General features: G+C 62.9%; 22 protein-coding genes. 9 read left to right on the top strand and 13 right to left on the bottom strand.

From position 1 onward, the window contains the following. Positions 1–10: 10 nt before the first annotated feature. The 4 genes from CRP40_RS11945 to CRP40_RS11930 form a co-directional block, all read right to left on the bottom strand. Positions 11–442, bottom strand: coding sequence for a hypothetical protein (locus tag CRP40_RS11945; RefSeq protein WP_027914374.1), 432 nt, complete (start codon positions 440–442; stop codon positions 11–13). Beyond that, positions 443–2197, bottom strand: a complete 1755-nt coding sequence (locus tag CRP40_RS11940; RefSeq protein WP_027914375.1) for a bifunctional alpha/beta hydrolase/class I SAM-dependent methyltransferase — start codon at positions 2195–2197, stop codon at positions 443–445. 30 nt (positions 2198–2227) lie between these two features. Next, the gene (locus CRP40_RS11935; protein WP_027914376.1) at positions 2228–2833 is read right to left on the bottom strand and encodes a CDP-alcohol phosphatidyltransferase family protein; all 606 of its coding nucleotides are present in this window, start codon (positions 2831–2833) and stop codon (positions 2228–2230) included. Between the two features lie 113 nt (positions 2834–2946). Beyond that, positions 2947–3834, bottom strand: a complete 888-nt coding sequence (locus CRP40_RS11930; protein WP_027914377.1) for a LysR substrate-binding domain-containing protein — start codon at positions 3832–3834, stop codon at positions 2947–2949. A 77-nt stretch (positions 3835–3911) separates the two neighbouring features. Here CRP40_RS11930 and CRP40_RS11925 point away from each other — a divergent pair, with 77 nt between their 5' ends. Next, positions 3912–4676, top strand: a complete 765-nt coding sequence (locus CRP40_RS11925) for a sulfite exporter TauE/SafE family protein (RefSeq protein ID WP_027914378.1) — start codon at positions 3912–3914, stop codon at positions 4674–4676. Here the strand turns inward: CRP40_RS11925 and CRP40_RS11920 are convergent. Then, positions 4666–4980, bottom strand: a complete 315-nt coding sequence (locus CRP40_RS11920; RefSeq protein ID WP_027914379.1) for a putative quinol monooxygenase — start codon at positions 4978–4980, stop codon at positions 4666–4668. The two genes, CRP40_RS11925 and CRP40_RS11920, sit on opposite strands and share 11 nt — an antisense overlap. A 155-nt stretch (positions 4981–5135) precedes the next feature. Between CRP40_RS11920 and CRP40_RS11915 the strand changes: the two genes are divergently transcribed. The 3 genes from CRP40_RS11915 (at position 5136) to ggt (ending at position 8492) form a co-directional block, all read left to right on the top strand. Further along, positions 5136–5726 (top strand): NAD(P)H-dependent oxidoreductase, encoded by a 591-nt coding sequence (locus CRP40_RS11915; RefSeq protein WP_027914380.1) that lies wholly within the window; start codon positions 5136–5138, stop codon positions 5724–5726. Positions 5727–5808: 82 nt separating this feature from the next. Further along, complete coding sequence (locus CRP40_RS11910; protein ID WP_027914381.1) at positions 5809–6714, top strand: LysR family transcriptional regulator; 906 nt, start codon at positions 5809–5811, stop codon at positions 6712–6714. Positions 6715–6824: 110 nt separating this feature from the next. Then, a complete protein-coding gene (gene ggt / locus CRP40_RS11905; RefSeq protein WP_027914382.1) occupies positions 6825–8492 on the top strand; it encodes a gamma-glutamyltransferase in 1668 nt (555 codons plus the stop codon). Positions 8493–8624: 132 nt separating this feature from the next. Here the strand turns inward: ggt and CRP40_RS11900 are convergent, their stop codons facing one another. The 5 genes from CRP40_RS11900 to CRP40_RS11880 form a co-directional block, all read right to left on the bottom strand. Then, on the bottom strand, positions 8625–10544 hold the full coding sequence (locus CRP40_RS11900; RefSeq protein WP_027914383.1) for a methyl-accepting chemotaxis protein: 1920 nt from the start codon (positions 10542–10544) through the stop codon (positions 8625–8627). A gap of 205 nt (positions 10545–10749) precedes the next feature. Beyond that, positions 10750–11631: a neutral zinc metallopeptidase gene (locus CRP40_RS11895; protein WP_027914384.1), complete on the bottom strand. Its 882-nt coding sequence runs from the start codon at positions 11629–11631 to the stop codon at positions 10750–10752. A gap of 148 nt (positions 11632–11779) precedes the next feature. After that, a complete protein-coding gene (trmA, locus tag CRP40_RS11890) occupies positions 11780–12865 on the bottom strand; it encodes a tRNA (uridine(54)-C5)-methyltransferase TrmA (RefSeq protein ID WP_027914385.1) in 1086 nt (361 codons plus the stop codon). Next, positions 12862–14157 carry an NCS2 family permease gene (locus CRP40_RS11885; protein ID WP_027914386.1) on the bottom strand — a complete coding sequence of 432 codons (1296 nt, stop codon included), beginning with the start codon at positions 14155–14157 and terminating at the stop codon, positions 12862–12864. The genes trmA and CRP40_RS11885 overlap by 4 nt, the downstream gene beginning before the upstream one ends. A 201-nt stretch (positions 14158–14358) precedes the next feature. Continuing rightward, positions 14359–15579, bottom strand: a complete 1221-nt coding sequence (locus tag CRP40_RS11880) for an MFS transporter (protein WP_027914387.1) — start codon at positions 15577–15579, stop codon at positions 14359–14361. Positions 15580–15934: 355 nt separating this feature from the next. Between CRP40_RS11880 and CRP40_RS11875 the strand changes: the two genes are divergently transcribed. The 3 genes from CRP40_RS11875 to CRP40_RS11865 are packed head-to-tail and all read left to right on the top strand — an operon-like array spanning position 15935 to position 18546. After that, positions 15935–17371 (top strand): cytochrome ubiquinol oxidase subunit I, encoded by a 1437-nt coding sequence (locus CRP40_RS11875; protein ID WP_027914388.1) that lies wholly within the window; start codon positions 15935–15937, stop codon positions 17369–17371. Between the two features lie 3 nt (positions 17372–17374). Next, the gene (gene cydB, locus CRP40_RS11870) at positions 17375–18382 is read left to right on the top strand and encodes a cytochrome d ubiquinol oxidase subunit II (RefSeq protein WP_027914389.1); all 1008 of its coding nucleotides are present in this window, start codon (positions 17375–17377) and stop codon (positions 18380–18382) included. A gap of 11 nt (positions 18383–18393) precedes the next feature. After that, positions 18394–18546 (top strand): DUF2474 domain-containing protein, encoded by a 153-nt coding sequence (locus CRP40_RS11865; protein ID WP_033695023.1) that lies wholly within the window; start codon positions 18394–18396, stop codon positions 18544–18546. 75 nt (positions 18547–18621) lie between these two features. On the opposite strand, the gene CRP40_RS11860 is transcribed toward CRP40_RS11865, so the two are convergent. Both CRP40_RS11860 and CRP40_RS11855 read right to left on the bottom strand, forming a co-directional pair. Continuing rightward, complete coding sequence (locus CRP40_RS11860; protein WP_027914390.1) at positions 18622–19746, bottom strand: methyltransferase; 1125 nt, start codon at positions 19744–19746, stop codon at positions 18622–18624. A gap of 97 nt (positions 19747–19843) precedes the next feature. Continuing rightward, positions 19844–20551, bottom strand: coding sequence for an autoinducer binding domain-containing protein (locus tag CRP40_RS11855; RefSeq protein ID WP_027914391.1), 708 nt, complete (start codon positions 20549–20551; stop codon positions 19844–19846). 205 nt (positions 20552–20756) lie between these two features. Between CRP40_RS11855 and CRP40_RS11850 the strand changes: the two genes are divergently transcribed. Further along, entirely contained in the window at positions 20757–21533 is a 777-nt protein-coding gene (locus tag CRP40_RS11850) for a ferredoxin--NADP reductase (RefSeq protein WP_027914392.1), read from the top strand. A 78-nt stretch (positions 21534–21611) separates the two neighbouring features. Here CRP40_RS11850 and mscL read toward each other — a convergent pair whose 3' ends face one another. Beyond that, positions 21612–22022: a large-conductance mechanosensitive channel protein MscL gene (gene mscL, locus CRP40_RS11845; RefSeq protein ID WP_023534347.1), complete on the bottom strand. Its 411-nt coding sequence runs from the start codon at positions 22020–22022 to the stop codon at positions 21612–21614. Between the two features lie 179 nt (positions 22023–22201). On the opposite strand from mscL, the gene radA reads away from it, so the two are divergent. Continuing rightward, positions 22202–23572 carry a DNA repair protein RadA gene (gene radA / locus CRP40_RS11840; protein ID WP_023534442.1) on the top strand — a complete coding sequence of 457 codons (1371 nt, stop codon included), beginning with the start codon at positions 22202–22204 and terminating at the stop codon, positions 23570–23572. Positions 23573–23574: the final 2 nt, after the last annotated feature.

Below are 23574 nucleotides of genomic sequence, written 5' to 3'. Positions count from 1 at the left end.
GGAACGTTCATCATCCTTTGATAGACAGTATCAGCAGGGTAGCCAAGGCCACCGTGAGTTGCAGGCCCAGGCACAGGCCCTGGCGACGCAGCAGAGCAAGCGCCGCCCGGCTGCGGACCGGCCAGGTGCGCGCATCGACTGGCTGCGGCTTGAGCCCGTGGTCGAACAACGCGCGGTCCAGTGCCTGGGTGTCTGCTGCCAGGTCCTGGCTGTTGGCCAGGTGCGCGAACAGGTCGGCATCGAGTGCAACGCGGATGGCCCAGTACTTGTGCAGCATGCCCAGGCCGATGAGCAGCAGGCACGGCACAAGCGACCAGGGTGACAGCGTCGCGCCAAGCAGCGGCACCAGGCCGAACCCGAGCGCCAGCAGGGTCATGCCGTCCGAGAGCCCTGCCAGTTGCCGGCCCCGGCGCAGCAGGCTAGCGACCAACACAAGGTCCACTCAGCGCACCCGTTGAGCGAGGCTGACACTGAAAATCCCCCACTCGTCGATGCGCTGGGTCACCTTGCGAAAGCCTGCCGCCTCCACCAGCTGGTCCATTTCTGCCTGGCTGCGACGACGCATCACCCAGGCCTCGCCACCCCGGTGGCTGGTCAAGGCACGCGCAATCATCTCCAGTTGCGGGTGCCACGGTTGACCGGTGTAGACCAGGTAACCGCCATCCTCCATTGCCTGTGCCAGGCCAGCCAATGAGTTGCTCACCAGGGTGTTGCTGGCGAACAGTTCGTACAGGCCTGATACCACTGCCAGCGTCGGAGGCTGTTCCAGCGTCGCCAGGCTAGGGCGGTCGAAGGCATCGCCCTGGACGAAACGGGCAATGTCCCCCAGGCCCTTTTCCTGGATCAGCGCGGTGCCTTGTTGCACGTTGAGCGGGCTGTAATCGCGCAGCAGGATTGATTCTGGGCGTTGATCGACCTGTTGCAGGGCTTCGAGAATGTAGCGGCCATGGCCGGCTGCGATATCCACGATGTGCACGGGTCGGCCGGCCTCGCGTAGACGATCCATGGCCAGGCGCAGCAGTGCTTCCACATTCAGCTTGCGCTGGCGAATGCCACGCCAGCCGATGGCATTGAGGTAGTTCTGGTCGACCAGGCGGCCCAGCGCGCCTTTGCCTGCAGGCTGGTTGCGGTACACGTAGTCCAGTGTGCTGCCCGAATCGAAACCCGTGTCGAAGCCTAGCCGCACGCCGTCCGCTACCTTGCTGCCCAGGCGCAGACCGGCTCGGGTGGCGCGCCAGTAAAGCCCGCGCAGCGAGTGGCGGGGCAAAGGCGCGGCCAAGCTTTCGGCCTCGGCGCAACTGGCGCCGGTCTTGTCCGCATCGAGCAGCGAAGGCCGCTCGGCAGGGCAGGCGAAGCAGTGCTCGACGAAACGCTCGATACGCCGTAAAGCGTGTGCTCGCTCACGCTCGCCCAAGGTGTCGTGGAAGAACCCCGGCAGCACGTGCATCTCCTTGCGCGCACTGCCCAGACGGTCGAAGAAGCGCTGCTGGGGTGCTAGCTCGACCACCAGGTCTGTACCGGAGACCAGCAGTTGCGTCGGTAGCTGGATGGCCTGGGCGTCGGCCACCACACGATCGGCGGCTTCGTACAGCCCTAGCAGCATGGTCACCGAAATGGGCCGGCTGATCAGCGGGTCTGCCTTGTACGACATGACCCGTTCCGGGTCATGGGTCAGCAGTTGTGGCTTGACGTAGCTGTTGACGAAGAAATTGCCGCGCACGGCCTTGAGCAGCTTCAGGCCAGGGCGTGCCAAGGGGACGTACAGCTTGACCTTGAACGCCGGAGACGCCAGCACCAGGCAACGCACCTTGGGTGCATAGTCATGCGCCCAGGTGGCCACCAGCACCGCGCCGACGCTCTGCGCCAGCACCACCAGGTCCTGTTCGGCCAGCCCGTGACGGGCCTGAATGTGCTCGATGAACGTCTGCACGTCGCGCACGCTGGTCGCGAAGCTCGGGCTGTCCCCGCGTGCGCCGGGCGACAGGCCATGACCGCGGGCATCCCAGGCGAAAAAGTCATAGCCCGGCATGTCCAGCTCATCGGCCAAGTGGGCGATGAGCCCGCCGTGTTCATGGCCACGGTGGAACATCACCACCGCCCGACGCGGCTGGTGTTCGTTGCGCGTGGCGGGCCAGTGGCGGTAATGCAGCTCGACACCGTCATGGGTGGAAAAATGCAGGCTTTGCGCTTGGCGCATGGTCGATATCCTTATGCGACGGGCGAAGACTCAGCGGGTTTCAGCCAGCCCGCGACGCACCCGGTTGTAGAGGGTATAGAGGCAGAGCGCCAGGACCACAAGCAGCAAACCATTGATCCAGGTACCGTCAAGCACATCCAGGGCGACACCGGTACCCAGTACACCAAAGGCGAAGGCGCGGTCGCTCTTGCCCATGGGCCCGTCATAGCGGCGCGAGGCACCTGCCAAGGGCCCCATCACGCCAGCGTATTCGCTGATCGTCGCCAGTAGCACCACCATCACCACCAGCGGCGGCCACACGCCTACCAAGAGGGCGAACGGCAGGTACAGGGCGGCATCGGCGATCACGTCGCACAGCTCGTTCAGATAGGCGCCAAGGGTGGATTGCTGGCCAAATTCCCGTGCCAGCATGCCGTCGATGGCGTTGAGCGCCATGCGCAGCAGCATCCATATGGGCACCAGGATGAACAACCCGTGAAGGTGGGGCAGGGCCGCCAGCAGCAGCCCTAGCGCAACGGAGATGACGGCAGCGGTGAGCGTGACCTGGTTGGCCGTCACGCCCCTGTCGTACAGGCGCTGCACCAGAGGCCGCAGCAGGGCCTGGAAACGGGGTTTGAGCTGGTAGATCGAGGCCACTGGCAAGTCCTTTTTGGTGGGGCGTTGTCGCGCATTCTGTTGCAGTCTTGGTGGCCGGTAAAGCCGCAGGCACCGGCGCTCTTGCCACTGACCTGGCTGCGCGACAAGAAGTTTCAGGCACACCCGGCGAATACGCTGACCAATGCCGCTGCGTAGCCTGGCAGGGCCGCAAAGTCGCGCGCGCACAACAGCAACTTCCGGTTAGCCCAGGGTTCCTGCAGTGCCATGGCCCGCAGCGGCAACACCCCTTGCCAGCGCTGCACCGCCGCCAAGGGCACGACCCCGACGCCGGCACCTCCTGCGACCATGCGCAACACGCCTTCGAAGCCCTCGGCACGAACCCTGACGCGCATGCGCTGGCCTGCACGCAGCGCCTGCTCTTCCAGGTAAAGCGCCAGGGCACTGGCCGGCCCGAGGCCGACGTGACCATGGGCCAGGCTGTCGACGAAGCGCGGCGAGGGAAGGTTGACGAGCGGGTGATCCGTTGGCGTCACCAGTACCAACGGGTCGTCGCGAAAGGGCTGCGTCTGTAGATGCTCGCTAGGTGCTGCGCTGGAGATGATGCCCAGGTCGGCCATGCCCTGGGTGATGGCCTGCACGATGCGCAAGCTCGGGTACTCCTGCACATCCACGCTCATGCCTGGGTTCTGGGCAAGGTAGGCCGCCAGCAGTTCGGGCAGGTATTGGGTCAGGGCCGCGGTGTTGCTCAGCAAGCGCACCTGGCCTTGATGCCCCTGCGCGTACTGACCCAGGTCGAATTGCAAGCGCTCGACCTGCTGGGCGATGAGCCGGGCATGTTGCAGCAATGCCTGCCCGGCGGGCGTGGGGCTGACACCTCGGCGATTGCGCAGCAGGAGTGCAACGCCCAGGGACGCCTCCATGGCACGAATCCGGGCGCTGGCTGCTGGCAGCGACAAGTGGCTACGCCCAGCACCGGCGGTGATGTTTCCACACTCGACAGCGTGCCGGAATAGGGTCAGGTCAACAAGATCAAAATGCACGTGGCTCTGTCCAGGCAAGAGGCTGACCACGAATATGACAGATGTTCAGCGCGTCATGCATTGGCCATGATGGGCACATGATGACATTTACAGCGTTTTACCAAGACCTTGGCCTACTGCTGACTGCGCTGGTGTTTGCCACCTTTGTTCTGGCAGGTGCCGTCAAGGGCGTGATCGGGCTCGGCCTGCCGACCGTGGCCATGGGGCTGCTGGGCATGGCTCTGCCGCCCGCGCAGGCTGCTGCGTTACTGATCGTCCCATCCACCGTCACCAATCTCTGGCAATTGGCGGCAGGAGGGCATTTGCGAGCGTTGCTGCGCAGGCTGGGCCCGATGCTGGCCATGATCTTTATCGGTACCTTGCTGGGCAGTGCGTGGCTGGGCATCAGCAGTGGCCCCTGGGCCGCGCATGCACTGGGAGGCGCACTGATTCTCTATGCCGTTTATGGACTGGCTGGGCCGGCCTTGCGCATTGCCCGGAAACGCGAAGGGTGGCTCGGCCCTGTCTGCGGCCTGGCTACCGGAGTGATCAGTGCGGCCACGGGTGTGTTCGTGATGCCGGCAGTGCCGTACCTGCAAAGCCTTGGGCTTAGCCGTGACGAGATGATTCAGGCCCTTGGGCTGGCATTTACGGTGTCCACCCTGGCGCTGGCTGTGGGCCTTGCCGGGCAAGGCGCACTCGGCGGCCCGGCGCTGGGTGCTTCTTTACTGCTGGTGGTGCCCGCCCTGCTTGGCATGCAGGCGGGCCAGTGGCTGCGCCGACGCGTCAGCGCACAGGTGTTCCGCCGCTGTTTCTTGGTGGGCCTGATGCTGCTGGGCGTGCATTTGCTGATCAACGGTTAGCGGATGAGTCGCTGAGCATGTCGACCCGTTGGACCTCGAAGTCGCGCTCCAGGTAATCCATGCGCCGGTCGAAAAAAGCAGCCATGTGCGGCAGGGCCGAGTGCACATCCAGTGCCGCCTTGTTCGCCCAGACTTCGAAGAACACGAACAGGCTCGGGTCCTGCTGATCGCGCAGCATGTGGTATTCGACACAGCCGGGTTCTTGTCGGCTGGGCTCGACATAGGGCCGGAACAGTTGCTCGAAGGCTTCTGCCATTTCCGGGCGTGTCTTGGCTTTGAGAATGAAGGCGTATTGCTCGTTCATGAGGGTCTCCTGCTTCGTAAGTGCCAAAGATTAAAGCAATAATCCCGGTCGATTCGTGATCTTGAGTCAAATGTATTTTGCTGTTGATTGGCTGTTTCCCAACTGCGCCTGACCTTAACCTGCCTGCAATCAGTGATCAGGTCCGGGAGGCCCCCATGAAAAACATCTTGCTACTCAACGGCGGCAAACAGTTTGCCCATTCCGCAGGCCAGCTCAATAGCACCCTGCATGAGGCCGCACTGGCGCACCTTGACCGTGCAGGTTTCGACGTGCGCCAGACCTTCATCGACGGGGGCTATGACGTCCAGGAGGAGGTGGAGAAATTCCTCTGGGCTGACGTGGTGATCTACCAGATGCCAGGCTGGTGGATGGGCGCGCCCTGGACCGTCAAGAAGTACATCGATGAGGTCTTCACTGCCGGGCACGGCAGCCTGTATGCCAGCGATGGTCGTACCCGCTCGGATCACACGCAGAAGTACGGCAGTGGTGGGCTCATTCAAGGCAAACAGTACATGCTGTCGCTCACGTGGAATGCACCGCAGCAGGCGTTCGACGAGGCTGACGACTTCTTCGAGGGCAAAGGTGTGGATGCGGTGTACTTCCCCTTCCACAAGGCGCAGCAGTTCCTGGGCATGAGCGGCTTGCCGACCTTCCTGGCCACCGACGTCATGAAGCGCCCGGATGTCCCGGCAGCGCTGGCGGCCTATCAAGCGCACCTGGAGCGGGTGTTTGGCAAGGCTCGGTAGACATCTGCCTTGATGGCACTGCTGGACTTCCCTTGCGCAAGCGGCTATCTAGACCCTGGCAACTCTACCCGCAGGCCTTGATGTGAAAACCCGATCCGAAGAACTCCAGGTGTTCGTCGCCGTCATCGACTGTGGGTCGATCTCTGCAGCGGCCGCGCAAATGGGCCAGACGCCCTCGGCGGTCAGCCGAACCCTGGCGCGCCTTGAGGCCAAGCTGGGCACCACGCTGGTCAACCGCACCACCCGGCGCATGGACCTGACCGAGGAGGGGCGGTTCTTTCTCGAACAGGCAAGGCAGGTGCTGCGGCAGATGGACGAGCTGGAAGAGCGCCTGGCGATGAACCGGCAGACGCCCATCGGTCGCCTGCGGGTCAACGCGGCCACGCCATTCATGCTTCACGCCATCGTGCCCTGGATAGGCGAGTTCCGGCAGCAGTACCCCGGCATCGACCTGGAGCTCAACACCGACGATTTGATCATCGACCTGCTTGAGCACAGTACCGACGTGGCCATCCGCATCGGTGAGCTGGCCGATTCCAGCCTGCACGCGCGCAACCTGGGTTGCAGCCCGGTGCAGGTGCTCGCCAGCCCGGCTTATCTGGCGCGTCACGGCACCCCCCAGCGGGTCGAGGATCTGGCCGATCACTGCCTGCTTGGCTTCAGTCAACCCGAGACGCTGAACCAGTGGCCCCTGCGCCATGCCCAGGGCGAACACTGGACCATTCGGCCTACGCTGGTCGCTTCCAGCGGCGAGACGCTGCGACAACTGGCGCTGGCCGGGGAGGGCATCGTCAGCCTGTCGCACTTCATGACCCACGAAGACATTCGCAGCGGCCGCCTTCAGGTCGTGCTGCCCCAGGCCAACAACGGCCATCGTCAGCCCATCCATGCGGTGTACTACCGCAATACCCAGCTGGCCCTGCGCATTCAATGCTTCCTGGATTTCATCCAGCGCAAGTTGGCCATCTACGCCTGTTCAGTTGCCTGAACGCGACATCTGCTGCCTAGGGGCGGCGCGTCATGGACGATGAGATTGCACAGGCCTGACGCTTGGGTCTTACTGACGGTCCCACAAGAACAACACCCAAGGAATGTGTCATGCGTAGCGTCCCTTTCCAGTACCTGGCTCTGGCAGCCGCGCTGTTGGGCAGCTCATCGGTGTACGCCGTTGCCCTGGAGGGCGGGGCTGTCGCCGCGCCTGATCAGTACGGCGCCCAGGTAGCCGCCGATATCCTGAAAAAAGGCGGCAACGCGGTCGATGCCGCGGTAGCCACCGCATTCACGCTGGCAGTGACTTACCCCGAAGCCGGCAACATTGGCGGTGGGGGCTTCATGACGTTGTTCGTGGACGGCAAGCCCTACTTCCTTGACTACCGTGAAGTGGCGCCCAAGGCGGCCACGCGCAACATGTACCTGGATGACAAAGGCGAAGTGATCGAGAACCTGAGCCTGGTGGGTGCCCGTGCTGCAGGCGTGCCAGGCACGGTGATGGGCTTGTGGGAGGCCCATCGCAAGTTCGGCAAGCTACCGTGGAGCGAGCTGCTGACACCGGCCATCGGCTACGCCAAAAACGGCTTCAAGGTCGCCGACAAGCAGTATCAGTACCGCAACGATGCCCAAGGCATGTTCAAGACCGCCACCAACTTCAACGACTACTTCGGCAGCATGAAGGTGGGCGAGCTGTTCAAGCAACCCGAGATGGCCCAGACCCTCGAGCGCATCGCCGACAAGGGCGTGAGCGAGTTCTACCAGGGCAAGACCGCCGACCTGCTGGTGGCGCAGATGCAGGCCGACAAGGGGCTGATCACCAAGCAGGACCTCAAGGACTACAAGGCCGTGTGGCGTGAGCCCATGGCCGTCAGCTGGCGCGGCAATGTCGTGTACACCGCGCCCCCGCCCAGTTCCGGTGGCGTTGCCCTGGCCCAGCTGCTGGGCATCAAGGAGGACCGTGCCGCCGATTTCAAGGGTGTGGCGCACAACTCTGCGCAGTACATCCACCTGTTGGCCGAGATTGAAAAACGCGTTTTCGCCGACCGGGCCGACTACCTCGGTGACCCGGCTTTCACAAAAGTGCCCGTGGATCAGTTGGTGGCCAAGGATTACCTGGCCAAGCGTGCGGCTCAGGTCAATCCCAAGGCCATTTCCGCTACCGATCAGGTCAAGCCCGGGCTGGAGCCGCACCAGACCACGCATTTTTCCATCGTCGACAAGGCCGGCAATGCGGTCAGCAACACCTACACGCTCAACCTCGACTACGGCAGTGGCGTGGTGGTCAAAGGTGCCGGGTTCCTGCTCAATGACGAGATGGACGACTTCAGCGCCAAGCCGGGTGCCGCCAATGCGTTCGGCGTGATCGGTGGCGATGCCAATGCCATCGAGCCGGGCAAGCGCATGCTGTCTTCCATGAGCCCCAGCCTCATGACCCGTGACGGCAAAGTGGAGCTGGTGATCGGCACACCGGGTGGGTCGCGCATTTTCACCTCGATCTTCCAGGTGATGAACAACCTGTATGACTACGGCATGCCGCTGGACAAGGCAGTGGCTGCGCAGCGGGTCCACCACCAGTTGCTGCCCAAGGACACGATCTATTTCGACAGCTATGCGCCGCTAACCGGGCAGGTGGCTGCTGATCTGAAAAAGATGGGTTACGTGCTGGAGGACCAAGGCTGGGAGATGGGCGACATCCAGGCCATTCGGGTCAACGGACAGACGCTTGAGACCGCGTCCGACCCGCGTGGCCGTGGAGTAGGGATGGTGGTGAAGTGAAGGGCTGATGGCGCGCCGGTTGCTGGCGCGCCGAAGTGCGAGCACTCAGCCAATGGCTGAGGCTTGCGGCAACAGCAGAGGCCGTTGTGCGGCCTCTGCTACGGGCCACCACGCCCAACCCACTGCCTCAGGTCAAACGCGGAACCGGCTGACCAGCATCTGCAACTCGCCCCCCAGGCGCGCCAGCTCAACGCTCGACGCCGCCGTCTCGTCGCTGGCAGAGGCCGTCTGCTCCGACACATCACGCACATTCAGAATGCTGCGGCTGATCTCTTCGGCAACCGCGCTCTGCTGCTCGGCTGCGGCGGCAATCTGCTGGTTCATCGACTGGATGCTCGACACGGTGCCTGTGATGTTCTCCAGCGACTCACCGGCCTTGCGCGCCAGGTCGACACTGCTGTCGGTCAAGGCGCGGCTGCCCTGCATGGCATTGGCTACCTGCTGGGTGCCGTGCTGCAGGCTGGCGATCAGCTCCTCGATTTCCTCGGTCGACTTCTGCGTGCGCTGAGCCAGCCCGCGCACTTCGTCTGCCACCACGGCAAAACCGCGTCCGGCTTCGCCTGCACGTGCCGCCTCGATGGCCGCGTTGAGGGCCAGCAGGTTGGTCTGCTCGGCCACCGATTTGATCACGTCCATGACGCTGCCGATCTTCTGGCTTTCCTGCTGCAACGCAGTCATGGCCTCGGTGGAGCGGTGCATGTCCTGCGCCAGGCGCTCGATCTGGCTGATCGCCTCGCCCACCACCCGATCCCCGGCCCGCGCCTCGCCATCGGCACCTGTCGCCGCCTGCGAAGCCTGTTCGGCATTGCGTGCCACCTCCTGAACCGTGGCGGCCATCTCATGCATTGCGGTGGCCACTTGGTCGGTCTCGACTTTCTGGCTATTGGCACCGGCACTGGTCTGTTCGGTCACGGCCGACAGCTCCTCGGCAGCGCTGGCGATCTGGGTCACACTATCGCGAATGCCCCCGATCAGCTCGCGCAGGGTCGTGCCCATGCGGGCAATGCCTTGCTGCAGCACCCCCAACTCGTCGCGGCGGGTGACATGCAACTGTTGGGTCAGGTCGCCGCTGGCGATTTTCTCGACCGCCGCCAAGGTGTCCTGCAACGGCCGGGTGATCTGCCGGGTGATCAGGACGGCGGCCACGATACCCACCAGCAACGCCAGCAGGGTAGCGATGGTCTGCAAGGTGCGCGCCTGGCTGCTTTCGACATCGCGACGCTCCAGCTGGATCTTGTACAGCGCATCGCTGTGCTTGACGATGTCCGCGCCCTGGACCGTCATCTCGGCGCGAGCACCGGTAATGGTGGTCACGGCATCGCGGAATTGACGCGTAGCTTCACGGTAGTCGGTGACTGCGCGCTCGAGCTGTTGCACCCGGTCGCTTGGGCCGGACAGCTCGCGCTTGAGACTATCGACCACCGCGAGCGCCGCATCGAGCTGGCGCAGAGCCGCCTGTTCATTGTCCGCCGTGTTGTCGGCGATGTAGCCGCGCACATCGATGCGCACCTGCATCAATTGCTGGCGGGCCTTGCTGATCAGTTGGTACTGCGCAAGGCGCACGCTGTCGGCCTCGGGCCGAGCCATGACTTCCTGGCTCAAGGCTTCCATGGCCTGGTCCGCCTGGCTACCGGCGCGGGTCATGGCGGCGCGTGCGGCACGACTGGCGTCGTAACCCTGGCGCATCTTGGACAGCGATACCTTGTAGGCACTGATGATGTCGCCCAGTTCGCCCAGCAGCTTGACGTTTTCGGGGCTCTTGAACGTGTGCTCCAGGTAAGCTTGCTGCTTGCTGAAGGTATCGAGCTTGGCCAGGGTATTGGCAGCCGCGGCATCATCGCCGTTGGCGATCATGTATTGCAGGCGGGCGATACGCAGGTCGGTAAGGTCCTTGTTCAACTGGCCGATGTCGCTCATCCAGTTGCTGCGGTCGATGAGACCGCCCAGGCTCGTCCAGCCCACCAGGGCCAGCAGGCCGGTCAGGATCAGCACCAGGGCGAAGCCCAGGCCGAGTTTGAGGTTGACGCTGATATTGGCAAACCAGCTGTTCATGCACGCACTCCAGAAGTTGTTTTCGCTCTCTTGATCTCCGATCGCAAGGCGTTGTTATTCTGGCTGCCCGCTCAATCGTGCTGGAGTTATCGGCCGTTGGCGAGGAAGCTGAAACGCTTTTTCAGCCGTAGGGGCGATACGGCGCGTTTCAGCGACCACAGGTGCTGCAATGGACGAATCAATCAGGACGCAACGCTGAGCACCTTCAGAGAGTACGCGCGCTGAAGGTGTCGCAGCTGTCGACGTCGCCTTCGGCGAACCCGGCCTTGAACCAGCGCACGCGTTGGGCCGAGGTGCCATGGGTGAACGAGTCCGGCACCACGCGCCCTTGACCCTGCTGCTGCAGTCGGTCGTCACCGATGGCGTTGGCGGCATTGAGCGCTTCCTCCACATCGCCAGGTTCCAACCAGTTCAGGCGTTTCTGTGCCTGGTAGGCCCACACGCCAGCAAAGCAGTCGGCTTGCAGTTCCTGGCGCACCAGTAGGCCATTGCTGCCTTCCATGCGCTGGCCGCTACGCCGTGCCGCGTCCACCTTGGCCGACACGCCAAGCAGCGTCTGCACATGGTGGCCGATTTCATGGGCGATCACGTACGCCTGGGCGAAGTCGCCAGCAGCCGAGAAGCGTGTTTCCATTTCACGGAAGAACGACATGTCCAGGTACACCTGCTGATCCGCCGGGCAGTAGAACGGCCCGACCGCCGCTGTGGCAAAGCCGCACGCAGAATTCACCTGACCGTTGAACAGCACCAGCTTGGGGTCCTTGTACTGTTTGCCGGACTGGGCGAACAATGCTTGCCAGGTGTCTTCGGTGTCGCCCAATACGGAGGCGACGAATTCCGCCTGCTGGTCATTGGCCGGAGGCGCCTTGCCATCGGTCACGGCAGGCGCTTGCTGCTGCATCTGGCCGGTCAATTGACCAAGGATCTGCAAAGGGTCCTGGCCCGTCAGCCAGCCGATCCCGACAATCAGCAAGATGGCGCCAAGTCCCAGTCCTTTGCCACCGCCAAAGCGCATACCACCGCCACCGCCACCTGCACCCCGTGCATCGACCACATTGTCGCTACGCCGGCCTTTTCGCCATTCCATGAGTGCTCTCCAGAGCGTGAAACAAGAAGACAAATATTAGTTCAACACAGCCTCAGGTGTCAGGGCACCTGCGGCTGTCTAGCGCATTGGAGATGGCCGGGGCGCCTGAATTCAATTTCATCGTCCCCGGCCTGCACAGGGTCCAGGCTCAGCGCCGCACCAGCAGCACACCGCTTTCCATGTGGTGGGTGTAGGGGAATTGATCGAACAACGCGCAGCGTTCGATCCGGTGGGTGTCGTGGAGCTGGGCAATGTTCGCCGCGAGTGTTTCCGGGTTGCACGAAATGTACAGGATCCGCTCGAAACGTCGGGTCAGCTCGCAGGTGTCCGGGTCCATGCCGGCGCGCGGCGGATCAACGAAGACCGTGCCGAATGCGTAGCTTTTCAGATCGATGCCTTCGAGGCGGCGGAAAGGGCGCACTTCGTTCAGCGCCTGGGTCAGCTCTTCAGCCGACAAGCGCACCAGGCGCACGTTATCCACAGCGTTCTCGGCCAGGTTGCTCAGTGCGGCGTTGACCGAGGTCTTGCTGATTTCGGTAGCCAGCACCTGGCGCACCCGGGTGGCCAGCGGCAAGGTGAAGTTGCCGTTGCCGCAGTACAGTTCCAGCAGGTCGTCATCGCGATCGCCCATGGCCTCGAAGGCCCAGCTCAGCATCTTCTGGTTCACGGCGCCGTTGGGCTGGGTGAATGCGCCTTCAGGCTGGCGATAGCTGAACACACGGCCGGCCACGTCGAGCTTTTCAACCGCATAGTCACGGCCGATGACCAGGCGCTTGCCCTTGGAGCGGCCGATCAGGCTCACGCCCAGATCTTGGGCCAGTTGCCGCGCGGCCACTTCCCACGCTTCGTCCAGTGGGCGGTGGTAGCACAGCGTGACCATCGCATCACCCGCCAGGGTGGTGAGGAATTCCACCTGGAACAGGCGATTGCTCAAAGCCTCGCTGGCCTGCCAGGCCGCCTTCAGGCGCGGCATCAGGTCGTTGATGCGCTGGCTGGCAATCGGGAAGTCGTCGATCAAGATAGCCTTGTGCTTCTCGCCCGGGGCGAACATCGCATAGTGGCGCTGGCCGTCCTCGCGCCAGAGGCGGAATTCCGCACGCAGGCGATAGTGCGCGCGCGGCGAGTCGAAGACGGCGGGCTCCGGCGCACCGAAAGGTGCGAGCAGCTCGCGCAGGCGGGCGGTCTTATCCTGCAGTTGCGCGTCATAGGCGCTAGGGTCGAATGCAGCACTCATGCGTTGAACCAACCCAGTTTGATGACGAACAGGATGGAAAGAATCACCAGGGCCGCGTTCAGGTCATGGCGACGCCCGGAAATGAGTTTCACGGCGGTCCAGGCAATGAAGCCGAAGGCAATGCCGTTGGCGATCGAATAGGTCAGCGGCATGGCCAACGCGGTGACCACCACTGGGGCTGCTTCGGTGACGTCGTCCCAATTGATTTCTGCCAGGCCCGAAGCCATCAGCACGGCGACGAACAGCAACGCCGGCGCGGTGGCGAAGGCCGGTACGCTGCCAGCCAGCGGTGCGAAGAACAGGGCCAGCAGGAACAGCACGGCGACCACGATGGCCGTAAGGCCCGTACGCCCCCCGGCGCTCACGCCAGCCGCCGACTCGATATAGCTGGTGGTGGTCGAGGTGCCCAGCAGCGAGCCGGCCATGGCGGCGGTGCTGTCGGCAATCAGGGCACGGCCCATCTTCGGCATGTGGCCATCCTTGCCCATCAGCCCTGCACGTTTGGCCACGCCGATCAGGGTGCCGGAGTTGTCGAACAGGTCGACGAACAGGAAGGCGAAGATGACGCTCACCAGGCCCACGTCCAGCGCGCCGGCGATGTCCAGTTGCAGGAAGGTCGGCGCCAGCGAAGGCGGCATGGACACGATGCCCCCGAAGGGCGTGACGCCCATGGCAATGGCTGCCACGGTCACGGCCAGGATGCCGATCAACACGGCGCCGCGCACCTTCAACGCTTCCAGGCCAACGATCAGGAAGAAGCCCAGTGTGGCCAGAATCGGTGCCGGCTGACGCAAGTCGCCCATGCCCACTAGGGTTGCAGGGTTATCGACGACGATGCCCGCATTGTGCAGCGCGATCAGCGCTAGGAACAGTCCGATGCCCGCAGCAATGGCCGAGCGCAGGGGCAGGGGAATGCTGTTCACGATCCATTCCCGGATTCGGAAGATCGACAGCAGGAAGAACATCACCGCCGACAGGAATACCGCACCCAGGGCCACTTGCCAGGTGTGCCCCATGTGCAGCACCACGGTGTAGGTGAAGAACGCGTTCAGGCCCATGCCCGGCGCCAAGGCGATCGGGTAGTTGGCGATCAGGCCCATGGTGGTCGAGCCAATGGCCGCCGCCAGGCAGGTGGCGACGAACAGCGCACCCTTGTCCATGCCCGTCTCGCCGAGGATGCTCGGGTTGACGAAGAGAATGTAGGCCATGGCCAGGAAGGTGGTGACGCCCGCCAGTATCTCGGTGCGCACATTGGTGTTGTGTGCTTTTAGTTGAAACAGCCTTTCCAGCATGCCCGCTCCCCGAGGCGCCCCCGGCGCCATGAATATGTCGACCCCATCAGCAAAGCACAGACCGTACCGGCTGCCGTGATTTCTATGGGGCAGAAAAAAGCCGCGCATCATACCAGCATGCCGGGCAGGGGCCTATGGCCGTCTGGGAATAGGCTGGCCGCGCCCGGTGCGCCTGGCGTACAGGGCCGCTGGGGCGGCCTTTCAGTCTTCGTGCAAACGGTCCCGGTTGGCCAACGTGGGGAACAGTTTTATCCACACTCCCGTCACCACCAAGGTGCCCACCCCACCCATGACGACGGCTGGCACCGTACCAAACCAGTGCGCGGTGACCCCCGATTCGAATTCGCCGAGCTGATTGGAGGCACCGATGAACAGCCCGTTGACGGCGCTGACGCGCCCGCGCATTTCGTCCGGGGTATGCAACTGCACGAAAGCGCCTCGAATGACCATGCTGATCATGTCGGCAGCGCCCAGTACCACAAGGACCGCCAGGGAAAACCAGAAGGATGTGGACAGGCCGAACGCGATAGTGGCCACGCCAAAGACGCCCACCGCCGTGAACATGGTTCGGCCCACCTTGCGCTCGAAGGGAAAGCGCGCCAACCACACCGACATCAGCAACGCGCCTACTGCGGGCGCCGAACGCAGCAGCCCGAGCCCCAGCGGCCCTGTCAGCAGGATGTCCTTGGCAAATACCGGCAGCAGCGCTGTGGCCCCGCCCAGCAGCACGGCGAACAGGTCCAGCGAGATGGCGCCCAGGATATCCGGCCGGCTGCGAATGAAACGAATGCCGGCCAGCAGCGACTCGACGGTGGCACGGCCCCGTTGAACGACTTGTCCTCGCGCCTGCAGGCTCAGGGTCAGCACACAGGCTATGGCATACAACGCCACGGTCGGGCCGTAGACCCAGCCGCTGCCGAATGCGTACAGGAAGCCGCCCACGGCGGGCGCCACAATGGTAGCCGACTGGGTCGCAGAGGCCGACGCGGCGACCGCCCGTGGAAACAGGCCCGCGGGCACGACGTTGGGCAGCAGCGCCTGGGTCGCCGGCATCTCGAACGAACGGGTGGCGCCGAGCAGAAACGCCAGCACGAAAATCAGTTCGCGGCTGACCTGATCCGTGGCGCTGCCCAGCGCCAGGGCCAGTGCGATCAGCCCTTGCAGGCATTGGCACAGGGCGGCAACCTTGCGCCGGTCATAGCGGTCTGCCACATGGCCGGTGTGCAGCATGAACAGCACACGGGGTGCGAACTCCACCAGTCCGACAAGTCCCAGGTCCAGCACGTTGCCGGTCAGCTGATACAGGTGCCAGCCAATCGCCACGGTCAACATCTGGAATCCGCTGGCGGTGAAGACCCGTGCCAGCCAGAACGCCAGAAAAGGGCGATGGTGACGCAACAGCGGCGGTTCAGTCTCGGACATCGGACACCTGTGACCTCGATGCAGGGGAAGCTCCGCAGCCTATCATCTGTATGTAACAAATAGTTGCTGTTTACCGTGTCCGACACCGTTTCGGTGCCGCTGAACAGGGGGTGGGGCAACCGGTCACGCGGCAAACAACCACACCTCGCACCGGGCTATTCGGGGCTATGCTTGATTCATATCGTTGACCTGGATCAATCGTTGCGTTTGCAACGATCCCCGACGATTTCGGCCTTTGGCCGCAATCCCTGCACATCGAACAGAACAATTCCAACACGCCGTACTCGACTATGTGGGGGCAGTGGGCGACAGGGCCGAGTGCCCGACCGCCGGATTATCTGATGAGGTAGCACCTATGTTCGGTCTGGAGGCACTGGATCTTGCCCGGATCCAGTTCGCGTTTACCGTGTCCTTCCATATCCTGTTCCCTGCCATCACTATCGGCCTGGCCAGTTACCTGGCGGTGCTCGAAGGGTTGTGGCTCAAGACAGACAGGCAGGTCTATCGGGACCTGTACCACTTCTGGTCGAAAATCTTCGCAGTCAACTTCGGCATGGGCGTGGTCTCGGGCCTGGTCATGGCCTATCAGTTCGGCACCAACTGGAGCCGTTTTTCCGAGTTCGCAGGTTCGGTCACCGGGCCCCTGTTGACCTACGAGGTGCTGACCGCCTTCTTCCTCGAGGCAGGTTTCCTGGGGGTGATGCTCTTTGGCTGGAACCGCGTAGGCCGTGGCCTGCATTTCTTCGCCACCTGCATGGTGGCGCTCGGAACGCTGATTTCCACTTTCTGGATTCTGGCCTCGAACAGCTGGATGCATACCCCGCAAGGTCACGAAATCATCGATGGTCGCGTGATTCCGGTCGACTGGTTCGCGGTCATCTTCAACCCTTCGTTCCCGTTCCGCCTGATGCACATGGCCACGGCGGCATTCGTCGCCACCGCCTTCTTCGTGGGGGCATCGGCTGCCTGGCACCTGCTGCGTGGACGCGACAACCCCTCGGTGCGCAAGATGCTTTCCATGGCCATGTGGATGGCGCTGATCGTCGCGCCCATCCAGGCAGTGATCGGCGACTTCCACGGGCTCAATACCCTCAAGCATCAACCGGCGAAAATCGCTGCCATCGAAGGGCATTGGGAGAACCCTCCTGGCGAGCCTACCCCGTTGATCCTCTTTGGCATCCCGGACATGCAAGCTGAAACGACACGGTTCAAGATCGAGATCCCGGTGCTCGGGAGCCTCATTCTCACCCACAGCCTGGACAAGCAGGTGCCGGCATTGAAGGAGTTCCCGCCTGAAGACCGGCCCAACTCCACCATCATCTTCTGGTCCTTCCGCATCATGGTGGCGCTGGGCATGTTGATGATCGCCGCTGGCGTGTGGAGCCTTGTATTGCGCAAAGGCGGCAAGCTGTACACCTCGCGGCCGTTCCTGCATTTCGTGACCTGGATGGGGCCTTCAGGATTGCTGGCAATCCTCGCCGGCTGGTTCACCACCGAAATCGGCCGCCAGCCCTGGGTGGTCTACGGGCTGATGCGCACGGCCGACGGCGTCTCCAACCACAGCTATGCCCAACTGGGGTTCACCCTGGTGGCGTTCGTGGTGGTGTACTTCGCCCTGTTCGGCACAGGGTTCGCCTACATGATGCGCCTGGTGCGCAAGGGCCCGCATACCGGCGAAGGCGATCAGCAGCGTCCGGGCGGTCCTGGCCGCAAACGCACGCCGGCGCGGCCATTGTCCGCCGCCGACGAAGGCAGCGATGCCACCACTGCAGACCTGAGCAAGGGGAACTGAGCCATGGGTATCGATCTTCCACTGATCTGGGCCGGCATCATCATCTTCGGCGTCATGATGTACGTGGTGATGGACGGCTTCGACCTGGGCATTGGCATGCTCTTCCCCTTCGTCAAACACGAGCGTGACCGCGACGTGATGATGAACACGGTCGCACCGGTCTGGGACGGCAACGAGACCTGGCTCGTGCTGGGTGGCGCGGGGCTGTTCGGCGCGTTCCCGATGGCGTATGCCGTCGTGCTCGAGGCGCTCTATCTGCCACTGATTCTGATGCTGATCGGTCTGATCTTCCGGGGCGTGGCCTTCGAGTTCCGCTTCAAGGCCACCGACGCTGGTCGCCATCTGTGGGACAAGGCGTTCATCTGGGGCTCTCTGGTGGCAACGTTCTTCCAGGGCGTGGCGCTGGGCGCCTTCATCGAAGGCTTCAAGGTCGTGGATCGGCATTACGCCGGTGGCTCGCTGGACTGGCTGACACCCTTCAGCCTGTTCTGCGGCTTGGGGCTGATCGTGGCCTACGCGCTGCTAGGGTGTACCTGGCTGATCATGAAGACCGAGGGGCCGCTTCAGGAACAGATGCACAAGCTTGGACGGCCGCTGGCGCTTGTGCTGCTGGCTGTAATGGGTGTGGTCAGCCTGTGGACGCCAATCGCCTATCCGCAGATTGCCGATCGCTGGTTCAGCATGCCCAACCTGGTGTGGTTCATGCCGGTGCCGATCCTGGTGCTGTTGACCTTCTACAACCTGTTCAAGGCAGTAGCCCGTAGCGCGAACTACATGCCGTTTTTGCTGACGCTGGGGCTGATCTTCCTGGGTTACAGCGGCTTGGGCATCAGCCTGTGGCCCAATATCATCCCGCCATCGATCTCGATCTGGGAGGCTGCCGCGCCGCCGCAAAGCCAGGGCTTCATGTTGGTGGGAACGCTGTTCATTCTTCCGCTGATCCTGGGTTACACCTTCTGGAGCTACTACGTGTTCCGTGGCAAGGTCACCCATGACCAGGGCTATCACTAGGAGGCTGCACCATGACCCATGAGCAGGACGTGGCAGGCAAGAAACCGCTGTGGCAGCGCCTGGGCTGGTTGGTGTTGATCTGGGCGTTGAGTGTGGCCGCGCTGGGTGTGGCGGCCTGGTTGATGCGCCTGTTCATGAGCGCAGCCGGGTTGACTACCCACTGAGCCCTGGCATCGACAGGTAGCGCGCTATACGCGTCTGCTGACCCTGACGCCGTGCGGTGCGCTACCTGTGGACAGTTACTTGCGTGCCTTGAGCACCACGAACTTGGGCGTTGCCGCCACCTGCTCCACGCCTCGGAACAGGCGGGCAAGCTTGCTGTGATAGCCCAGGTGGCGGTTGCCCACGATATACAAGGCGCCACCGACCACCAGCGCCTCGCGGGCCTGCTGGAACATGCGCCAGGCCAGCACATCACCCACCACTTGCTGCTGGTGGAAGGGCGGGTTGCACAGCACTACGTCCAGTGACTGTTTTTCGATGCCGGCCAAGCCGTCTACGGCCAGAAAATCGGCTGGCCGATCGCCCAGCGCAAGCTGCCAGTTTTCCCGTGCCGACTGTACGGCCATGTAAGACTCGTCCACCAGGGTGTACTGGGCGTCTGGATTTTTCAGGGCGCTGGCAATGGCCAGCACGCCGTTGCCGCAACCCAGGTCTGCGACCCGGGCATTGCCCAGGTTGTCCGGCAAATGCGGAAGAAACGCCCGCGTACCAATGTCCAGGCCTTCACGACAGAAGACATTGGCATGGTTGAGCAGTTCCAGCGGTGGCGATTCCAGGCGATAGCGGCTGGGGTAGGGCGAGGTGAAGGCGGGACGCGCCTCCACCGTGGCGGTCAGCAGCCGGGCTTTTTTACGTGCCAGCGAGGCTTGCATAGGTCCGACATACTTCTCCAGCAGGTCGCCGGCGGCATGGGGAAGGTGCTTGATCATGGCCCCGGCGATCACCAGCGCTCCTGGGGCCAGGTGCCCTTGCAGCCGAATGAGTTGCTCTTCGAGCAAGGCAAGCGTCTTGGGCACTCTGATCACTACCCGATCGAAGGGGCCTTGCCAGGTGTGGCAGGCAGGCACGAACGAAACGCTGTCCGCAGGCAGGCCGTTACGTGCCAGGTTCTTGCCTAGCGCGAGTTGAGCAAGGTAGGAGTCGCCGCTGCTGGTCACCTGCATGTGTCCGGCAAGGCTCACCGCCAGCGCCCCGAAACTGTCGTTGAGCACCAGCACACGGCTGCCGCCTGGCAATGCCTGGGCATGCAATTGTTCGAGCAGGTACTCATCGGCGGCGTCAAAGGCCTGCAAGGGGTCGTTGGCCTGGTCTGGCTGGCGGATCAGATCGAGTTCGGCGAAGGGCGTGGTCAACAGGGGCATGGCAATCTGGCTCGGGTACAAAGCTGCCCGCAACCGTTCGCTGCAGGCCTGGTCGAGCGATTCTACAGGGCTTTGGCTGGGCTCGCAGGCCCTGGCGTCAGATCCAGCCGCGCAACGCGGCAATGGCGACGGCGCCTGCCTTGTTGGCGGCATTGGTCTTGGTGATCACGCTGCGAATATGAAAGTTCACCGTACTCTGCGACAGCGACAGGATGCAGGCGACATCGGCAGCCGTCTTGCCGGCCGCAGACCACTTCAGCACTTCCAGTTCCCGTTCGCTCATCTTGGGTTGGGATGGGCACAGTGCATCGAGGTGATGGGCGCTCAGCACCGCATGTACGGTATGGCACAACCACTGGATGGCACCGGCTTTTTCGAACAGCTCGGCGGTCTCGACCTTGCGTAGCGGCCGGGACACACTCATTTGGCTTTCGTTGTGCTGCAGATCATGCAAGGACTGGGTCCAGCCATGACGCAGGCCATGCTCGCAGGCCGCTTCGCGAAAATGCGGTGCCTCGCGGTAGACCTCGTCGCTCCATACCACAGGGTTGGTCGAGTTGTGGCTGAGCGCAGCCGCGGCGTCCTGCTTGTAGAACTCTTCGTGCTGGTAGCGTTCGATCCAGGCCTTGGGATAATTGCTGTACAAGTAATGGCGAGGTGTCTGGGTGGCGATCTGGATGCGAAGCTTGAGGCCCAAAAATTCGAAATCCATGTCCTGAGCGAGATGCACCGCGATGTCGAACAGCTTCCGAGGACTACGCTCGCTCACCAGGGCGTGCAGGTGCTCGGGGTTCCAGTGAAACATGCCAATCTCCAAGGGCGACGCGGCCCAGTCCATATGGGTACGTGACCAGTGTAGATAGATCCAGATCACTGTGTTCATCTTTTTCGCTATAACTGTGCTGTATTTCTGATTACCTTTGTACAGCTCTTGAAGCCGCAAAAACCCAGTGGTTTTTATCCCGGGCGCTTTGCGCGACACTGTAGGGACCCAAGACATGGAGCCCGACATGACCGCCAGCGACGAAAAATTCACCCGCCAGACCTTGCTCGATGTTCAGCCGCTCACGCCGAACCTCTTCAGCCTGCGGGTTACCCGGGATGCGGGTTTTCGCTTTCGCTCCGGTCAATTTGCACGCCTGGGCGTGGCCAAGGCGGATGGCAGTGTGGTTTGGCGCGCCTATTCCATGGTCAGCGCACCCCACGATGAATACCTGGATTTCTTTTCAATCGTAGTGCCGGGCGGTGAGTTCACCAGTGAGCTTAGCCGACTGGGTGAGGGCGATACGCTATTGGTGGAGCGTCAGGCCTTCGGCTTTCTCACCCTTGACCGCTTTGTCGACGGACGCGACCTGTGGTTGCTGGCCACGGGTACAGGCATTGCGCCTTTCATGTCGATTCTGCAGGACTTCGAAGCCTGGGAACGCTTCGACAACATCAAACTGGTGTATTCGGTGCGAGAGGCCAGGGAGTTGGCCTATCTGAATGAAATCGCTGGCTTGGAACAGCGTGAGTACCTGGCCGAGCATGCCGGCAAGTTGCAGTTCATCCCGGTCGTGACGCGTGAGCGACATCCAGGCGCCCTGAATCAGCGCATCACCACATTGATCGAAAACGGCGAGCTGGAAAAAGCCGCGGGGCTTGAGCTGTCACCCGAGCACTCGCGAATCATGCTGTGCGGCAACCCTGAGATGATCGATGAAACGCGCAAGGTGCTCAAGGCCCGCGACCTGCAGTTGAGCCTTAGCAAACGGCCGGGCCAGGTGGCCGTCGAGACGTACTGGTAGCCGACGTGCCGCTACAGGCTACAGGGGTGAAGCGGTGCATGGAGGTTCGCCGCTTCCTGCAGCCTGTAACGGTGAGCTTCAGGGCCGGTTCTGAGCCTTGAGCAGGTCGCGGATCTCGGTGAGCAGGGTCTGCTCGGGCGACGGCGCCGGCGGCACGCTTGGCGCCACGGCCTCTTCGCGCTTGAGCCGATTGATGGCTTTGACGCCCATGAAGATCGCAAAGGCGATGATCACGAAATCGATCACGGTCTGGATGAACTTGCCATAGGCCAGCACCACGGCCGGGACGTCGCCTTGCGCCGCCTTCAAGGTGATGGCCAGGTCGCTGAAGTCAACGCCGCCGATCAGCAGGCCCAGTGGTGGCATGACCACGTCGCCGACGAAGGACGAGACGATCTTGCCGAAGGCCGCGCCGATGATGATACCTACCGCCATGTCGACGACATTGCCTTTGACCGCGAAGGCCTTGAACTCACTGATCATGCCCATGTTTCGATTCCTTTGTAACAAATGGTGAGGTAAACGCAGTGTAAGCCACTTAAACGCTTCATGCGCTGCATTCAGGGGTAGTGACTTCTGTCGCACCGAATAGTTTTGTCGCATCCCAAGGCATTCGGGACACGGTCAGGCTCGGGTATCATGCAGGTTTTGCCCGGAGGCACTCACCCATGGCCAAGGCCAAGCGCTTGTATGGCTGCACCGAGTGCGGCGCGACTTTTCCGAAATGGGCTGGCCAGTGTGGCGAGTGTGGCGCCTGGAACACGCTGGTCGAAACCATGATCGAGAGCGGCGGCGCCGCAGCCCCCAGCACGGGCCGCGCCGGCTGGACAGGGCAGCAGGCGCAGATCAAGACCCTGGCTGAGGTCAGCGTCGAGGAGATACCGCGCTTCACCACCAGCAGCACCGAGCTCGACCGTGTGCTGGGCGGTGGCCTGGTCGATGGCTCCGTGGTCTTGATCGGTGGCGATCCAGGGATCGGCAAATCGACGATTCTGCTGCAGACCCTGTGCAATATCGCCGTCGGCATGCCGGCGTTGTACGTCACTGGCGAGGAATCCCAGCAGCAGGTGGCCATGCGCTCCCGGCGTCTGGGCCTTCCCCAGGACCAGCTCAAGGTCATGACCGAAACCTGCATCGAAACCATCATCGCCACCGCCCGTCAGGAAAAGCCACGGGTAATGGTGATCGACTCCATCCAGACCATTTTCACCGAACAGTTGCAATCCGCCCCGGGCGGGGTGGCGCAGGTGCGTGAAAGTACGGCGCTGCTGGTGCGTTATGCCAAGCAAAGTGGCACAGCGATCTTCCTGGTGGGCCACGTGACCAAGGAGGGCTCGCTGGCAGGCCCGCGGGTGCTGGAGCACATGGTCGATACCGTGTTGTATTTCGAGGGCGAATCCGACGGTCGCCTGCGGCTGCTGCGAGCGGTGAAGAACCGCTTCGGCGCGGTAAACGAGCTGGGCGTGTTCGGCATGACCGACCGGGGTTTGAAAGAGGTCTCCAACCCCTCGGCGATCTTTCTCAATCGCACCCAGGAAGAAGTCCCTGGCAGCGTCGTGATGGCCACTTGGGAAGGTACCCGGCCGATGCTGGTCGAGGTCCAGGCCCTGGTCGATGACAGCCACCTGGCCAACCCGCGCCGCGTCACCCTGGGCCTGGATCAGAACCGTCTGGCCATGCTGCTGGCCGTTCTGCACCGGCATGGGGGCATCCCGACCCACGATCAGGATGTGTTCCTGAACGTGGTGGGCGGTGTGAAAGTGTTGGAAACGGCTTCGGACCTGGCGTTACTCGCTGCGGTCATGTCCAGCCTGCGCAATCGGCCGCTGGCCCATGGCCTGCTGGTGTTCGGGGAAATCGGCCTGTCGGGTGAGGTGCGGCCTGTACCCAGTGGCCAGGAGCGGCTCAAGGAGGCTGCCAAGCACGGCTTCAAGCGTGCCATCGTGCCCAAGGGCAATGCACCCAAGGAGGCGCCTGCAGGGTTGCAGGTCATCGCTGTGACGCGCCTTGAGCAGGCGCTGGATGCCTTGTTCGAATAGTT

The organism is Pseudomonas sp. URMO17WK12:I9 (genome assembly GCF_900230165.1).
Lineage (GTDB): Bacteria > Pseudomonadota > Gammaproteobacteria > Pseudomonadales > Pseudomonadaceae > Aquipseudomonas > Aquipseudomonas fulva.
The sequence above is the reverse complement of the archived record's forward strand: the minus strand, read 5'-3'. Positions and strand labels throughout refer to the sequence as shown.

What these genes read in the sequence shown, in the direction of transcription:
- CRP40_RS11940 (WP_027914375.1), bottom strand. Translation starts at nt 2,197, where the DNA reads ATGCGCCAAGCGCAAAGCCTGCATTTTTCCACCCATGACGGTGTCGAG.
- CRP40_RS11925 (WP_027914378.1), top strand. Translation starts at nt 3,912, where the DNA reads ATGATGACATTTACAGCGTTTTACCAAGACCTTGGCCTACTGCTGACT.
- CRP40_RS11920 (WP_027914379.1), bottom strand. Translation starts at nt 4,980, where the DNA reads ATGAACGAGCAATACGCCTTCATTCTCAAAGCCAAGACACGCCCGGAA.
- CRP40_RS11915 (WP_027914380.1), top strand. Translation starts at nt 5,136, where the DNA reads ATGAAAAACATCTTGCTACTCAACGGCGGCAAACAGTTTGCCCATTCC.
- ggt (WP_027914382.1), top strand. Translation starts at nt 6,825, where the DNA reads ATGCGTAGCGTCCCTTTCCAGTACCTGGCTCTGGCAGCCGCGCTGTTG.
- CRP40_RS11900 (WP_027914383.1), bottom strand. Translation starts at nt 10,544, where the DNA reads ATGAACAGCTGGTTTGCCAATATCAGCGTCAACCTCAAACTCGGCCTG.
- CRP40_RS11895 (WP_027914384.1), bottom strand. Translation starts at nt 11,631, where the DNA reads ATGGAATGGCGAAAAGGCCGGCGTAGCGACAATGTGGTCGATGCACGG.
- trmA (WP_027914385.1), bottom strand. Translation starts at nt 12,865, where the DNA reads ATGAGTGCTGCATTCGACCCTAGCGCCTATGACGCGCAACTGCAGGAT.
- CRP40_RS11885 (WP_027914386.1), bottom strand. Translation starts at nt 14,157, where the DNA reads ATGCTGGAAAGGCTGTTTCAACTAAAAGCACACAACACCAATGTGCGC.
- CRP40_RS11880 (WP_027914387.1), bottom strand. Translation starts at nt 15,579, where the DNA reads ATGTCCGAGACTGAACCGCCGCTGTTGCGTCACCATCGCCCTTTTCTG.
- CRP40_RS11875 (WP_027914388.1), top strand. Translation starts at nt 15,935, where the DNA reads ATGTTCGGTCTGGAGGCACTGGATCTTGCCCGGATCCAGTTCGCGTTT.
- cydB (WP_027914389.1), top strand. Translation starts at nt 17,375, where the DNA reads ATGGGTATCGATCTTCCACTGATCTGGGCCGGCATCATCATCTTCGGC.
- CRP40_RS11865 (WP_033695023.1), top strand. Translation starts at nt 18,394, where the DNA reads ATGACCCATGAGCAGGACGTGGCAGGCAAGAAACCGCTGTGGCAGCGC.
- CRP40_RS11860 (WP_027914390.1), bottom strand. Translation starts at nt 19,746, where the DNA reads ATGCCCCTGTTGACCACGCCCTTCGCCGAACTCGATCTGATCCGCCAG.
- CRP40_RS11855 (WP_027914391.1), bottom strand. Translation starts at nt 20,551, where the DNA reads ATGTTTCACTGGAACCCCGAGCACCTGCACGCCCTGGTGAGCGAGCGT.
- CRP40_RS11850 (WP_027914392.1), top strand. Translation starts at nt 20,757, where the DNA reads ATGACCGCCAGCGACGAAAAATTCACCCGCCAGACCTTGCTCGATGTT.
- mscL (WP_023534347.1), bottom strand. Translation starts at nt 22,022, where the DNA reads ATGGGCATGATCAGTGAGTTCAAGGCCTTCGCGGTCAAAGGCAATGTC.
- radA (WP_023534442.1), top strand. Translation starts at nt 22,202, where the DNA reads ATGGCCAAGGCCAAGCGCTTGTATGGCTGCACCGAGTGCGGCGCGACT.